Source organism: Paenibacillus sp. FSL W8-1187 (assembly GCF_037965485.1).
Lineage (GTDB): Bacteria > Bacillota > Bacilli > Paenibacillales > Paenibacillaceae > Paenibacillus_O > Paenibacillus_O pasadenensis.
This window is the reverse complement of record NZ_CP150181.1, coordinates 4,475,452-4,490,171: the sequence shown is the minus strand read 5'-3', so window position 1 is coordinate 4,490,171 and position 14,720 is coordinate 4,475,452. Positions and strand designations below refer to the sequence as shown.

The window sequence follows — 14,720 nt, the reverse complement described above, 5'->3', positions numbered from 1 at the left end:
GGCCAGCTCGCCTTCCAGCGGCGGCGGTCTGCCGGCAGCGTGGCCAGTCAGTCCGTCATGGGGATCGGCATGTGCCTCGATCGCGGGCAGTTCTTTTGCTCGCCGAACCGCGGCGGCTTCCGTTCGTCATCCGGTTCTATTCGCAGCCGAAAGGTTAATGCACTTGCAAAGGGATCCAGCCAAGAGAGGAGCGGTGCGCCATGGCAGAGTGGAACGGATTCGAGGCGATCGTCATTGTCGCCGTGCTGACGCTCGTCCTGTTCGCGCTGAGCCTCATGCTGGAAAAAAAGGCGGCCTGGAAGGAAGCCGCCGGCAACCGGAGCCGTTACGATTCCATTTTCGAATACAATCCCGACATGGTCTGCCTGTTCAGCCGGGACGGACGGCTGCTGCGCATCAATCCGGCGGCGGTGCGCTTGACCGGCTACACGGCGGCGGAGCTGGAGGGCGGGCGCTTCTGGTCGATCGTCGAGCCGGAAGACAGGAGGCGCGTGAGCCGCTGCTTCCTGCGCGCCAAGCAGGGGCGCGCGCAGACATCGGAGCTGCGCATCCGCACCAAGGACGAGCGCGAGCTGGAGCTCAGCACGGTGTTCGTTCCTTGGGACGGGCGCAACGGCCATATGGATATCTACACGATCTCGACCGATCTTACGCCGCGCAATGCGGCTTTGCGGGAGGCGTGGCAGGCCAAGCTGGAGGCGGAGCAAGCGCTCAAGATCAAAAGCGAGTTCCTCGCCGTCATGAGCCATGAGATCCGCACGCCGCTGAACGGCGTGCTCGGCATGAGCGAGCTGCTGCTCGACACCGAGCTGGACGAGAGCCAGCGGGAATACGTGCGCATCATCCAGAGCAGCGGCAGCGGCCTCATGGACGTGATGGACGATGTGCTCGACTATTCGCGTCTGGAGTCGGGCGGAGAGATTCCGTTCGCGCAGGAGCCGTTCGTACTTCGCGACGTCGTCGTGGGCTCGCTGCAGCTTTTTCTCGGCAAGCTCAAGGAGAAGAAGCTCGACGCCATCCTCGAGCTCGAGCCCGGCCTGCCGGAGGTGCTGGTCGGGGACGGCAAGCGGCTGCGCCAGGTGCTCAACAACCTGATCAGCAACGCCGTCAAGTTCACGGACGAGGGCGGCATCTCCGTCAAAGTCAGGGAAGTCGGACGGACCGGCGGCCGCATCCGTCTCGAGTTCTGCATTCGGGATACCGGCATCGGCATTCCGGAGGGCAAGCTCCATCTGCTCTTCAAGCCGTTCAGCCAGACCGACTCCTCCATCTCGCGCCTGTACGGCGGCACGGGCCTCGGCCTTGCGATCTGCCGCTCGCTCGTGGAGCGGATGGACGGGCGCATCGAGCTGAGGCCGCTCCAGCGGGGAGCGGAGGCGATCTTTGAGATCGAGGTTAGCGTTCATGAGGATGAGGACCCTTCGGCCACTTTGTAAATAAAATGCTTGAGAAAGTTCGCGAGCAGGCTATAATGGGAACAGGAACCCCATGAATGGAAACGAAAGGATGAACGATCGATGAAGCTTACGATCATTGCAGGAGGCAACCGCAAGGAATCGACCAGCACGAAGCTGCTGCGCTATATGGAGAAGGCTCTTCGGGAAAAGGAGATCGAGGTGACGTTCATCGATCTGCATCGCCACACGCTGCCGCTTTATTCGTCCGATGCCGCCGAGCCGAGCGAGCAGATCGACTTGCTCGTGCAGGCCGTCGCCGAAGCGGACGGCGTCATCCTCGGCACGCCGGAGTATCACGGGTCGTTCTCGGGCACGCTCAAAAACGCGCTCGATTACCTCGGCGCGGCGCAGTTCGAGGGCAAGCCGGTGCTCGTCGCCAGCTCCGCGGCCGGCGCGGTCGGCGTCAGCTCGCTGACGCAGCTGCAGACGGTCGTCCGCAACCTGCACGGCATCAACTGCACGGAGTGGGTATCGATCGGCGGAGACGCGCGCTCGTTCGGCGAGGATGGCGAGCCGGCCAGCGACAAGGTCAAGCAGCGCGTCCTTTACGCGCTGGAGCATCTGACGCGGCTCGTGCGCCAGCTGCGTCTGGCCGACTAAGCTCGCGGCGGCGCCCGCGCTTGGGCGGGCAGCCCGAGAGCGTCGGCGGCGCATGAGCGTCGGCAGCGGCAGAGGCGCGGCAGACGAGGCGGCAGAGCTGGCCTCGGTCAGGCGAGGCGGCGTCGGCCGGTCGTCCAGCCTTTGGCGCCGCGCAGGAGAAAGGAGCGTTCCCGATCGGGAACGCTCCTTTTTGCTGCTGGAACGGACGGAGTTGCACGGAAAAACCGAGCAACTCGGGCGCGCAGGCGTCGGAACGGAGGGAGTTGCGCGGAAAAACCGAGTAACGCGGGCGCGCAGGCGTCGGAACGGACGGAGTTGCGCGGAAAAACCGAGCAACTCTGGCGCGCAGGCGTCGGAAAGGAGGGAGTTGCGCGGAAAAACCGAGCAACTCGGGCGCGCAGGCGCCGGAACGGAGGGAGTTGCGCGGAAAAACCGAGCAACTCGGGCGCGCAGGCGCCGGAACGGAGGGAGTTGCGCGGAAAAACCGAGCAACGCGGGCTTGCAGGCAGCAGGACGGAGATAGTTGCGCGGAAAAACCGAGCAACGCGGGCGCACCCCCGGGTTCGCGGCGACAGGCAGGAAAAAGGGACAAGGACGGAGTCAGGCTCCGCTCTTGTCCCTTTGCTCGCTTGGCAATGCCTGGCGGCATTTTCGCCGACTGGTCCGCTTTTCACAATCATCTTCGCATATCGAAGCCCTTCGCTCGTAGTCGACGAGCTGCGCGCGAAGCACTCAGTACCCCCGCTCGTAGTCGACGATGTTGTGGGCCGGGCGGCCGTCCGCCAGGTAGCTCTTGAGGTTGCGGACGAACAGCTCGGTGACGCGTTCCTTGTAGCGCTCGGAGCTGCCGCCCATATGCGGCGTGATGATGACCTGCTCCATCGCCCACAGCGGATGGCCTTCCGGCAGCGGCTCGGGATCGGTCACGTCCAGACCGGCTCCGCCGATCGCGCCGCTGCGCAGCGCCTCGACGAGCGCATCCGTATCGACGGACACGCCGCGGCCGATGTTGACGAACACGGCGCTGTCCTTCATCGCGGCGAACTCGGCGGCGCCAAAAACGCGCTCCGTGTCCGGCGTGTGCGGCAGGACGTTCACGACATAGTCGGCGCGGGCGAGCGCGTCATGCAGCTGCTCGATGGCCATCGTCTCTTCCATGTGCGGCGTCGGCCGCGCCGTGCGGCGCACGCCGATCGTGCGCATGCCGAGCGCCTGGCCGAGCCGGCCGAGCTCGGTGCCGATCTCGCCCGCTCCGATGATCGCGAGCGTCGCTCCATTCAGCTCCGCGTATGGCTCGCGCGGCTCCCATTTGCCCCGGAGCTGGCTGCGCACCGAATGGTGCAGGCCGCGCGAGAAGGCGAGCATCATCGCCAGCGCCGTCTCGGACATCGGCACCGGATGCACGCCGCTCGCCGTCGTCAGGATGACGCCGGCCTGCTCCAGCTTGCCCAGCGGCATCTTGTCCACGCCCGCGGACCACGATTGCAGCCACTTGAGGGAGCCGCCCTCTCCAAGAGACTCCTTCTCGATGGCGGGGCTCCATCCGCAGATGACCTCCGCCTCGCGGAACAGCTTGTCGTCCAGCTCCTTGGGGCGGCCGAATACGATGTTCCAGCCCGGCGCGGCCTCGCGCACGCGCGCTTCCTGCTCCGGCGTCAGGCCGTGCAGGCAGATCATGGTTGGCATGCTTCTCATCCTCTCCTTTAGGATAGTCTATCAACGTTCGGCATCGGGTTTCAAACGAATTGACGGAAATGGCGGAGGGACAGCCGTATTTTAAAGCCGAGTTAGGCAACAAGAAAATCGTTCATTGGACATATTGGATTTTTCTGTATAAATCATACAATTGAAGGAACATGAGAATCGCGATCCCGTAGTCGCTGACCTAACCATTGAACAAGCGAGGACTCCTTTCATGAAAACAGCCCGTTTCGTCCTTCTGCTGGCTTGCCTCTCTTTTATTTCCGCATGCTCAGCTTCCGAAAATGGCCGATCGGTCAAGGATGAGACCACGCCATCAACGCCTGTAAAAGTGGATGTCGAGAGCGGCATGTTCGTGATCGAACATCGATCCGACAGCATGGATCGGGGGAATCATGAGTATGATTCCGCGATCGTAGGAGGCCTGGTGGTAGATCCGAATGATGCGGCCGACGGATCTCTGTCCCGCGGGGATGTCGTTTATTTCAAGACGCCTGAGTTCAAGCATGACTTCAATCCAAACTTGAAGCCGGCCGAATTCAACCTGGCTCGAGTCATCGGCCTCCCCAAAGAAAAAGTGAAGATTGATAAGGGCCGGATCTACATTGACGGCAAAAAGCTGGAAGCTTTTTACGGCCAAGAGCAATCCAGAGGGCAGGAGCTCGAGACGGCGAACCTGGACGAGATCGAGGTCCCGCCCGATCACGTTTTCGTATTGGGCGATACGTGGTGGAGAAGCATCGACAGCCAGCTTTTTGGACCGCTTCCCATTTCGGCCGTGCGAGGAAAAGTAATCGGATATGAAGAATAGACAAGGCGCGCTCTTCCCTTCTCGGGAGGAAGCGCGTTTTTTTGAGCAAAGTCCTCGTCGGAAGCGCTTCGTTTGAAACCCGGAGACGGCCGACTGACTTGCGCATGCATGGAAAATGGATCGGCGCTACGCCGGTTTAGGGTCGGTTCCTAATCCTGAATCTCTCCTTTTGGCAACGAACGCCAATGACCGCTCTCTCTTCATGTTATATAATGTGACATAACCTAGAAAAGCAAGAGAGGACAAGGTGATTTTCGATGACGATCCAAGCGAAACCTTACGCTTACCCTTACGACGGCGACCTGCGGGCGGACAATACGGCGCTGCTGGTCATCGACATGCAGACCGACTTCTGCGGACCGGGAGGCTACGTGGACCGGATGGGCTACGACCTGTCGCTCACCCGCCGCGCGATCGGTCCGATCCGCGCCCTGCTGGATGCGGCGCGCGCGCTGCCCGGCTTCACGGTCATCCATACGCGGGAGGGGCATCGCCCCGATCTGTCGGACCTGCCGGCGAACAAGCGCTGGCGCAGCGCGGCGATCGGAGCCGAGATCGGCTCCGAGGGACCGGCGGGACGCATCCTCATCCGCGGCGAGAAGGGCTGGGACATCATCGACGAGCTGCGTCCGGAGCCGGGCGAGATCGTGATCGACAAGCCGGGCAAGGGCAGCTTTTATGCGACGGACCTCGACCTGCTGCTGCGCGTCCGCGGCATCCGCAACCTGATCCTGACCGGCATCACGACTGACGTCTGCGTGCATACGACGATGCGCGAGGCGAACGACCGCGGCTACGAATGCCTGATTCTCGAGGATGCGACGGGAGCGACCGACAGCGGCAACCACGAGGCGGCGCTGCGGATGGTGCAGATGCAGGGAGGCGTGTTCGGCGCCGTATCGGACTCGGCGGCAGTCGTCGCGGAGCTGCGGCGTCTGGCGGAGACGGCGCGATGAGCCGGGCGTGGACGATCGCGTCGCTGCGCGAGGCGTATCGGAGCGGGAGGACGACGCCGGAGGAAGTGATGCGCGAGCTGTGCGAAAAAGCGGCGGCCGAGGCATCCTGGAACATCTGGATCACGCCGCCGACGATGGAGAGGCTGCGCCCTTGCTTGCGCAGGCTGGAGGAGCTCGATCCGGACGCATGCCCGCTGTGGGGCATTCCGTTCGCGGTCAAGGACAACATTGATGTCGCGGGCATGCTCACGACGGCGGCTTGTCCGGACTACGCCTACGCGCCGGTGGAGCATGCGGCCGTCGTCCGGCGGCTCGTGGAGGCGGGAGCGGTGCCGATCGGCAAGACGAATCTGGATCAGTTCGCGACGGGCCTCGTCGGCACGCGCAGCCCGTATGGCGAGACGGCCAACGCGCTGCGCCCGGAGCTGATCAGCGGCGGCTCGAGCTCCGGATCCGCGGTCGCGGTCGCCCGCGGGCATGCCGTTTTCGCGCTGGGCACCGACACGGCGGGATCGGGGCGCGTGCCGGCTGCCCTCAACGGCATCGCCGGCTACAAGGCGGCTCCGGGCGCATGGCCGACGCGCGGCGTCGTGCCGGCCTGCGCGAGCCTGGACTGCGTCAGCGTGTTCGCCGCCGACTGGACCGAGACGGCGGAGATCGACCGCATCGCGCGCGGCCTCGAGCCCGGCGATCCGTGGAGCGCCGCGCGACCTGCGCCGGAGCCGGCGCTGCCCAGCGAGCTGCTGCTGCCGGACGATCCGCTGGCGTTTTTCGGTCCTTTTGCAGCCGAGTACGAGGAGGCCTGGAAGGTCGCGGAGCGCAGGCTGGGGAGCCTCGGGCTGCCCGTGCGCCGCATCCGCCTGCAGCCGCTGGAGGAAGCGGCGGCGCTGCTGTACGAAGGGCCGTACGTGGAGGAGCGGCGAGCGTCGCTCGGCGGCTTCCTCGACCGTCATCCCGGCAGCGCGCTGCCGGTGACCGAATCGGTGCTGCGCTCCGGCGAGGAGCGCGGCTACGACGCGGCGGCGCTGTTCCGGGCGCTGCACCGGCTGCAGGAGCTGCGCCTGGAATCGTCGCAGCTCCTGCGCGGGGCGGTGCTGGCGCTGCCGACCGCAGGCGGCACCTGGACGCGCGAGCAGGTCGGAGCGGATCCGCTCGGCGCCAATTCGGCGATGGGACGCTGGACGAACCACTGCAATCTGCTCGGGCTCGGAGCGCTGGCGCTGCCGGCCGGGGCGGCGGCGAGGGAGCTGCCGTTCGGCATCACGCTGTTCGCCGCGGCGGACGAGGAGGGGCTGCTGTTCGGCGCAGCCGCGGCATTCGACGAACGCGAGTCAACGGCGACAGTCCCCGACGCTGCCGGCTCGCAGAAGCTGGCGCAGGCCGCGGCATTCGCCGGCATCTCGCCGCCAGCGAGCCCCGACGCTGCCGGCTCGTTCCAGCCGGCCGCTCCGTCCGCGGAGGAACCGGCATCCGCTCCCGAAGCGGTCATCGCCGTCTGCGGCCTGCATATGCGCGGGATGCCGCTGGAGCCGCAGATGCTCGGCCATGGAGCGCGCTTCCTGCGCGAGGCGCGGACGGCTCCATGCTACCGGCTGCTGCGGCTGCCGGGCGAGCCGGCCAAGCCCGGGCTCGTGCGCGTCGAAGCGGGCGGATCGCCGATCGCCCTGGAGCTGTGGAGCATGCCTCTGTCCCGGCTTGGCGCCTTCGTCGAGGCGATCCCGCAGCCGCTCGGCTTCGGAAAGGTGAGGCTGGAGGACGGCTCGCTTGTTTCCGGCTTCCTTTGCGAAGGCGTCCTGCTGGAGCGGGCGGAGGACATCTCGGCGAGCGGAGGCTGGAGGACGGCGCTGGAGCAGGCCGCCCGCTGAGGCGGCCGCCGCGCCCCACCGACCCGCACGGGCGCGATCGATCTGTCGAGGCGAGAGCCCCGGCAGCCGCCTCGGCTCAGCCCTAAGATGTCATATTTATGATAGATATAGAGCCTTCTGACAAATCAACGATCTTTCTTTTGGAAGGTTCTGATAAAGATTTTTTCGGGAACGTGCGCTATAATCAAACCAATTCGATTTATGTTAGATAACCTCACTTAACGAACAAGGGGGGAAGGCCGGATGGAGAGAGAGAACCTGCTGACAGAACCGCTGCTGAGCGTGCGCGGCTTGACCAAGCGCTTCGGCTCGCTGACCGCCAACCGTTCCATCGACCTTGACGTCCGGAAAGGGAGCATCCACGCCATCCTCGGCGAGAACGGGGCCGGCAAGAGCACGCTGATGAAGATGCTGTACGGCGTCTACAAGCCCGACGAGGGAAGCGTCGAGATCGACGGCCGGCCGGCCGAGCTTCATCCGCCTGCGAAGGCAAGGGCGCAGGGAGTCGGGATGGTGTTCCAGGACTTCCGCGTCGTGCCGGCGCTGACGGTGCTCGACAACATCGCGCTCGCGGTGGAGAAGGGATGGGGGCTGCGGCGCAGGCAGCTGCGGCGCCGCATCGTCGACGTATCCGCCAAATACGGACTGGCCGTCGATCCCGACGCGTCCGTCTGGGAGCTCGACCTCGGGCAGCGGCAGCGGCTCGAGATCGTCAAGGTGCTGCTCATGCCGGGCACGCGGATCATCATCTTCGACGAGCCGACGAGCGTGCTCGTGCCGCAGGAGGTCGGGGCGTTCCTGGACATGCTGCGGCGGCTGCGGGAGGACGGCTACGGCATCCTGCTCATCACGCACAAGATCAACGAGGTGCTCGCCGTCGCCGACGAGGCGACGGTGCTGCGGTCGGGCGAGATCGTCTTCCGCGCCGGACAGGGCGAGGAGCTGGCCGGCGAGCGGCTGATCGCCGCGATGATGGGGGACAAGACGCTGAAGGCGGTGTCCCGGACCGCCGGCGGTCCGGACGAAGCGCCTGCCGCGATGGCCGTGCGCGGCGCCTCGATCCGCGGCGACCACGGCGAGCTGGCGCTGGAAGCGTTCGACCTCGACTTGCCTGCGGGCCGCATCACCGGCGTCGCCGGCATCTCGGGCAGCGGCCAGCGGGAGCTGGCGGAAGCGCTGTTCGGCCTGCGGCCGCTCGCCTCGGGCACGCTCGAGATCGGCGGCAAGCCGATGAAGCCCGGCGTGCGGAGCTTCATCGAGGCGGGAGTGACGCTCGTCTCCGAGGATCCGGTCAAGGAGTCGGTCGTGCCCGGCTTCACGATCCTCGAGCATATGGCGCTGGACGGCTATCCCCTCTATCCAAAAGGGCTCGGCGTCGACTGGAGCCGCCTGCGCGCCGAGCTGACGGCTAGTCCCGAGGCGGCCGCGCTGTCGGTCGCCGCGCCGGACCGCCGCGCCGAGACGCTGTCCGGCGGCAACATCCAGCGGATGGTGCTGGCGCGGGCGCTCATCCGCCGTCCCGGCATCCTCATCGTCAGCTATCCGAGCCGCGGGCTCGACATCGGCACCGCCTACACCGTCCAGCGCCAGCTGCTCGAAGCAGCCGCGCAGGGGGCGGCGGTGCTGCTCCTCTCGGAGGATCTCGACGAGCTGTTCAAGCTGTCCGACCGGCTCGTCGTGCTCGCCGGCAAGCGGCTGCTCGGGCCGTACCGGCCGGAGGAGATCGATCAGGCCGGCATCGGCCGCCTGATGCTGAAAGGAGAATCCGCATGAGCCTGAACCCTTCCCCGAGCGTCGCCGCTCCTGCGGGCGCCAGATCCGCCGCGGCAAAACGCCTCCTCTCCTGGCTGCGCCAGCTGCTCGTGCTGGCCATTCCCTTCGCTTTGTTCGGCCTGTTCCTGCTGGCATACGGCGTCGATCCGCTGGAGCTGTACGGCTCGATGCTCGTGTCGACGTTCGGCGACTTGTACGGCTTCGGCGAGGTGCTGCTGAAGGCGACGCCGTTCGTGCTCACCGGCCTCGCCGCCGCGCTGCCGGCCAAGGCCGGCCTCGTCAACGTCGGCGGCGAGGGCCAGCTGGCGGTCGGCGCGTTGTTCGCCGCCTGGTTCGGCGTCTTTTACCTCGGCGGCCTGCCCGCCTGGATCGGCATTCCGGCGATGCTGCTGGCCGGCGCGCTCGGCGGCGCGCTGTGGGGGCTGGCGATCGCGCTGCTCAAGGTCAAGGGCCGGCTCAACGAGACGATCACGAGCGTGCTGCTAAACTATGTGGCGGTGTTCCTCGTCGGCTTTTTCGTCCACGGTCCGCTCAAGGATCCCGAATCGTTCAACTGGCCGTTCTCCCCGGAGATCGCGCCGACGCTGCGCCTGCCGATCTTCGACGGCACGCGGCTGCATGTCGGCTTCGTCATCGCCGCCGCCATCGCGGCGATCGTCTGGTTCGTCCTGGCCCGCACGCGGCTCGGCTACCGCATCCGCGTGCTCGGCAGCAACCGGCTGGCGGCGGAGAGGGCCGGGATGCGCATCGGCCGCATGTACTTCTGGGTGCTGATCGCAGCCGGCGCGATCGCCGGCATCGCCGGCATGATCGAGATCGCCGGCATCGAGGGCCGGCTGCGCGCGACGACCGGCGCGAACTTCGGCTACCTCGGCTTTCTCGCGGCGATGATGGCGTGGAACCATCCGCTGCGGCTGCTGCTGACGGCGTTCGTGCTCGGCATGATCAGCGTCGCCGGCAATACGCTGGAGATCGGCTCGGGCCTTCCGGCCTCGGCCGTGACGATTCTGATGGGACTCGTGCTGTTCTTCATTCTCGGCGGCAAAAGGAGGAGAGGCTGACATGATCGCGGACATTCTCACCGGGGCGGTCCGCTCCGGAACCTCCGTCATGCTCGCCAGCCAGGGCGAGCTCATCTCCGAACGGGCCGGCGTCATCAATCTCGGCACCGAGGGCTCGATGCTCGCCGGAGCGCTCGGCGGCTTCGCCGTCACCGTCTGGACCGGCAATCCGTGGCTCGGCGCGCTCGCAGGCGGCGGCTGCGGACTGCTGCTCTCGCTCCTGCACGCCGTGCTCGTCGTCGGCTTCGGCGCCAACCAGCTGGCGACCGGCCTGGCGATCATGTTCTTCGGCATCGGACTGACCTCGTTTTTCGGCCGGGACTTCGTCAGCTCGCAGATCGTCGGCTTCAACCCGGTGCCGATCCCGCTGCTGTCCGACATCCCGTTCGTCGGAGGCATCCTGTTCAACCACGATCCGCTCACCTACCTCTCGGTGCTGCTCGTGCCGGCGATCTGGTACCTGCTGTTCCGCACGCGGCTCGGCATCATGGTGCGGACGGCGGGCGAGCGCGAGGACGTGCTGTTCGCCAGCGGCCTGAACCCGCGCCTCATCCGGGCCTGCGCCGTGCTGGCGGGCGGATTCCTCGCCGGACTCGGCGGCGCGCAGCTGTCGATCGCCTATACGCACAGCTGGGTCGAGAACATGACGGCCGGGCGCGGCGTCGTCGCGGTGGCGCTCGTCATCTTCGCCTCCTGGAAGCCGCAGCGGGCGATGCTCGGCGCGTACCTGTTCGGCGCGGCGCAGGCGCTGCAGCTGACGGTGCAGCAGCAGGGCTGGGCGATCTCTCCGTTCTTCCTGTTCATGTTCCCGTATCTGCTCACGCTGGCGGCGCTGCTGCTCGTGGAGCGACGCAAGCTGAGCCGCACGCCGGAGGCGCTCGGCAGAGTGCTGGCCGGCGATCCCGGCGGCTGACATCCGGTTCCGGCCGTTCCGACCAGGGTCCGGCGGCGGCGGCAAGTCGGCAAGTCCCCTTTACAGAGAAAAAATCAGGATAAGCGGAGGGAAATTCCATGAAACTGTCATCCAGCAAGTCAAGCCTCACCGGCATCATCGCCGCCCTGCTGGCAGTCATCGTATTCGTCGCCGGCTGCAGCCAGCCCGGGTCGGGCGGCAGCTCCGGCGGCGCGAACAGCGGCACGGCGGAAGCGGGCGCGGAGGGCTCGGCAGCTCCCGGCAGCGGCGGCAGCGCGGTCGGCTTCATCTTTGTCGGCACGAAGGACGATTACGGCTACAACCAGGCCGCCTATCTCGGCAGCCAGGCGGTGGAGAAGGCCTTCCCTGACCTCAAGGTGCTGCGCTCGGAGAACGTGCCGGAGACGGCGGAAGCCGAGCGCGTCATGGAGCAGATGATCAAGGACGGGGCGAAGATCATCTTCCCGACCTCGTACGGCCATCTGGAGCCGGCGCTGAACGTCGCCAAGCGCCATCCGGACGTCGCCTTCTACCATCAGGGCGGGCTCAAGACCGCCGCCAACCTCGGCACCTACTTCGGCACGATCTGGGAGCCGGTCTACCTCGCCGGCGTGACGGCGGGCAAGATGAGCAAGACTGGCAAGCTCGGCTACATCGTCTCCGTGCCGATCCCGCAGGTGCTGCTCAACGTCAACGCGTTCGAGCTCGGCGCGAAGTCGGTCAATCCCGACGCGACGACGAGCGTCGTGTTCACCGGCAGCTGGTGCGATCCCGGCCAGCAGGCCAATGCGGTCAACTCGCTGCTTGACGGCGGCGCGGACGTCATCAGCCAGCATCAGGACTGCAGCAAGACGATCGTCGAAGCGGCGGAGCGCCGCGGCGCGATGACGGTCGGCTATCATGCGGACTCCTCGGCGCTCGCGCCGAAGGGCTGGCTGACGGGCTCCGAGTGGAACTGGCCGGACCTGTTCGTCGACATGGTGCGGACGGCGGCGGACGGCGGCTTCAAGGGCAGCGTTTATGACGGCAAATACCGCGGCATGTTGAAGGACGACGTCGTGCGGCTGAGCACGTTCGGCTCGGCAGTGCCGGACGAGGTGAAAGCATTCGTGGAGGAAAGGAAGCAGGAGATCGTGGACGGCACGCTGCATCCGTTCGCCGGTCCGGTCAAGGACCAGAGCGGCCAGGAGCGGATCGCCGCCGGACAGGCGCCGACGACCGACGAGCTCGAGGCGATGGACTATCTGGTCGAAGGCGTCGTCGGCAGCATTCCGCAATGAGGAGGGAACGACTATGAACGGACTGGGCGGCTTGAACAAATCGCCGGACGGCGTCGTCATCGGCCTCGCGCAGCTGCAGCTGCCGGCCGTCGAGACGCCGGAGCAGCTGGCGGCGCAGGCGAGGCGCATCGCGGAGATGACGGCCAAGGCGCGGAAGGGCTCGCGCTCGATGGATCTGATCGTATTTCCCGAATATTCGCTGCATGGCCTATCGATGAATACCGATCCGGCGCTCATGTGCCGGGTCGACGGGCCGGAGGTCGAGCTGTGGCGGGAGGCCTGCCGCGAGCATCGCATCTGGGGCTGCTTCAGCATCATGGAGCTCAATCCGGACGGCAATCCGTACAACACGGGGCTCATCATCGACGACGAAGGCGGAATCCGGCTGAAGTACCGCAAGCTGCATCCGTGGGTGCCGGTGGAGCCGTGGGAGCCGGGCGATCTCGGCATCCCGATGTGCGACGGGCCGAACGGCAGCCGGTTGGCGCTCGTCATCTGCCATGACGGCATGTTCCCGGAAATGGCGCGCGAATGCGCCTATCTCGGTGCGGACATCATGCTGCGCACGGCCGGCTATACGGCTCCGATCCGCCATGCATGGCAGGTGACGAACCAGGCGAACGCCTTTTGCAACCTGATGTACACCGCCTCGGTCTGCCTGAGTGGCAGCGACGGCGTCTTCGACTCGATGGGCGAGGCGATGATCGTCGGCTTCGACGGCATGACGCTCGTCCACGGCGGCGGACGGCCCGACGAGATCGTGGCCGGCGAGGTGCGGCCGTCGCTCGTCCGCGAGGCGCGCCGCATCTGGGGCGTGGAGAACAACCTGTACCAGCTCGGCCATCGCGGCTACGTCGCGGTGCAGGGCGGCGCAGGCGACTGTCCGTACACCTACATGCATGATCTCGCCGCCGGCCGCTACCGGCTGCCTTGGGAGGATGAGGTGCTCATCAAGGACGGCACGAGCGAGGGGTTCCCGCCGCCGGAGCGGCGATATGGCGGAGCGAAGGGAGGCGCGGCGCGATGACGGAGCCGACGAGGAGAGCCATGCAGGCGGAGGAGTCCGGGGCGGGCACGGCCGCGGCCGCGGGAGGAAAAGCTGCAGAAGCGGCTGTGCCGGCGGGCACGGTCGTGCTGCGCGAGTCCGGCATGGAGTGGGACCGGATGCCGCATCATCCCGAGCTGTACCACCGGGAGATCTGCTCGGCGGCGGACGCCGACCGGCTCGGCATCCGGGCCAGCTCCGTGCTCTGGGAGAAGATCGGCGTCGGCGGCGCGGTGCTGCCTCATCATCACGATGTCGCGGAGCTGATCCACATCACCAAGGGCCAGGTGAAGCTGCTCTGCAACGGCCAGTGGACCGAATGCCGGGCGGGCGATACGTTCCAGGTGCCCGCGGGCGTCGTGCACTCGGTGTTCAATGCCGGGCACGAGCCTTCCGAGCAGATCAGCGTGTTCCTGCCGGTCGAGCCGTCCCCGCCGCCGAACCGCTTTTTCGGCACGACGCTCGTCGACGTCCCCGGACCTCCGGGGGCGGAGGCAGCGCCGCCTCGGCGCGGAGAGGACGGAGCATGAGCCGCGAGCTGGCCGGAGCGCTTCCGTACCCGTTCCGCTTCGAGCCGGAGCGGACGGCGCTGCTCGTCATCGACATGCAGAACGACTTCTGCGCGCCGGGCGGCTTCGGCGAGCGGCTCGGCAACGACATCGCCCCGGCGAGGGCGATCATCCCGGCGATCGCCCGCCTGCTCGCCGCCGCCAGAGGCACGGGCATGCCGGTCGTCCATACGCGGGAGGGCCATCTGCCGGATCTGAGCGACTGTCCGCCCTCCAAGCTGCAGCGCAGCCGCCGCCAGGGCGCGGGCATCGGCGACGAGGGGCCGATGGGGCGCATCCTGATCCGCGGCGAGCTCGGGCACGGCATCGTGCCCGAGCTCGCTCCGCTGCCGGTTGAGATCGTGATCGACAAGCCCGGCAAAGGCGCGTTTTATGCGACCTCGCTGGAGGCGGAGCTGCGGCGGCTCGGCGTCCGCAGCTTGATCGTCTGCGGCGTCACGACGCATGTATGCGTCCATACGACGGTGCGGGAGGCCAACGACCGCGGGTACGAATGCGTCGTCGTCGCGGATGCGAGCGCCGCGTTCGATCCGGAGGATCACCGCTCCGCGCTGCGCATGCTCGTGCAGCAGGGGGCGATCTTCGGCTGGACGGCAGAGACGGACGAGGTGGAGCGGGTGCTGCGCGCGGGAGGCTGAGCGGACCGGGAGCCCGGTCCGCCGCAGCCCCGTATCGGCTTTCGGGCAAGA

At 66.8% G+C, this 14,720-nt stretch carries 13 protein-coding genes; 12 read left to right on the top strand and 1 reads right to left on the bottom strand.

Translation table 11 applies throughout. The annotated features are described in order from the left end of the window. The first annotated feature begins 200 nt into the window (after nt 1-200). Together NYE40_RS19440 and NYE40_RS19435 are read left to right on the top strand one after the other, a co-directional pair. A complete protein-coding gene (locus NYE40_RS19440) occupies nt 201-1,436 on the top strand; it encodes an ATP-binding protein (RefSeq protein ID WP_339278803.1) in 1,236 nt (411 codons plus the stop codon). 81 nt (nt 1,437-1,517) lie between these two features. Continuing rightward, on the top strand, nt 1,518-2,057 hold the full coding sequence (locus NYE40_RS19435; protein ID WP_153784196.1) for an NADPH-dependent FMN reductase: 540 nt from the start codon (nt 1,518-1,520) through the stop codon (nt 2,055-2,057). Between the two features lie 732 nt (nt 2,058-2,789). On the opposite strand, the gene NYE40_RS19430 is transcribed toward NYE40_RS19435, so the two are convergent. Further along, nucleotides 2,790-3,743, bottom strand: a complete 954-nt coding sequence (locus tag NYE40_RS19430) for a D-2-hydroxyacid dehydrogenase (protein ID WP_339278802.1) — start codon at nt 3,741-3,743, stop codon at nt 2,790-2,792. Between the two features lie 229 nt (nt 3,744-3,972). Here NYE40_RS19430 and lepB point away from each other — a divergent pair, with 229 nt between their 5' ends. The 10 genes from lepB to NYE40_RS19380 all read left to right on the top strand — a co-directional run bounded on the left by lepB (nt 3,973) and on the right by NYE40_RS19380 (nt 14,669). After that, nucleotides 3,973-4,569: a signal peptidase I gene (gene lepB, locus NYE40_RS19425; protein WP_084136972.1), complete on the top strand. Its 597-nt coding sequence runs from the start codon at nt 3,973-3,975 to the stop codon at nt 4,567-4,569. Between the two features lie 257 nt (nt 4,570-4,826). Further along, a complete protein-coding gene (locus NYE40_RS19420) occupies nt 4,827-5,525 on the top strand; it encodes an isochorismatase family cysteine hydrolase (RefSeq protein ID WP_028598376.1) in 699 nt (232 codons plus the stop codon). Beyond that, the gene (atzF, locus tag NYE40_RS19415; protein WP_028598377.1) at nt 5,522-7,390 is read left to right on the top strand and encodes an allophanate hydrolase; all 1,869 of its coding nucleotides are present in this window, start codon (nt 5,522-5,524) and stop codon (nt 7,388-7,390) included. The genes NYE40_RS19420 and atzF overlap by 4 nt, the downstream gene beginning before the upstream one ends. 243 nt (nt 7,391-7,633) lie before the next feature. Beyond that, nucleotides 7,634-9,163, top strand: coding sequence for an ATP-binding cassette domain-containing protein (locus tag NYE40_RS19410; protein WP_052333113.1), 1,530 nt, complete (start codon nt 7,634-7,636; stop codon nt 9,161-9,163). Then, complete coding sequence (locus tag NYE40_RS19405; RefSeq protein WP_084136975.1) at nt 9,160-10,224, top strand: ABC transporter permease; 1,065 nt, start codon at nt 9,160-9,162, stop codon at nt 10,222-10,224. Before NYE40_RS19410 ends, NYE40_RS19405 begins: the two co-directional genes overlap by 4 nt. Before the next feature lies 1 nt (nt 10,225). Then, nucleotides 10,226-11,137 (top strand): ABC transporter permease, encoded by a 912-nt coding sequence (locus NYE40_RS19400; protein ID WP_028598379.1) that lies wholly within the window; start codon nt 10,226-10,228, stop codon nt 11,135-11,137. 98 nt (nt 11,138-11,235) lie between these two features. Then, nucleotides 11,236-12,417 (top strand): BMP family ABC transporter substrate-binding protein, encoded by a 1,182-nt coding sequence (locus tag NYE40_RS19395; RefSeq protein ID WP_028598380.1) that lies wholly within the window; start codon nt 11,236-11,238, stop codon nt 12,415-12,417. Between the two features lie 13 nt (nt 12,418-12,430). Then, a complete protein-coding gene (locus tag NYE40_RS19390; protein ID WP_028598381.1) occupies nt 12,431-13,444 on the top strand; it encodes a formamidase in 1,014 nt (337 codons plus the stop codon). Next, nucleotides 13,441-13,992: a cupin domain-containing protein gene (locus NYE40_RS19385; protein WP_240478985.1), complete on the top strand. Its 552-nt coding sequence runs from the start codon at nt 13,441-13,443 to the stop codon at nt 13,990-13,992. The genes NYE40_RS19390 and NYE40_RS19385 overlap by 4 nt, the downstream gene beginning before the upstream one ends. After that, nucleotides 13,989-14,669 (top strand): isochorismatase family cysteine hydrolase, encoded by a 681-nt coding sequence (locus NYE40_RS19380; protein WP_028598382.1) that lies wholly within the window; start codon nt 13,989-13,991, stop codon nt 14,667-14,669. Before NYE40_RS19385 ends, NYE40_RS19380 begins: the two co-directional genes overlap by 4 nt. Nucleotides 14,670-14,720 lie beyond the last annotated feature (51 nt).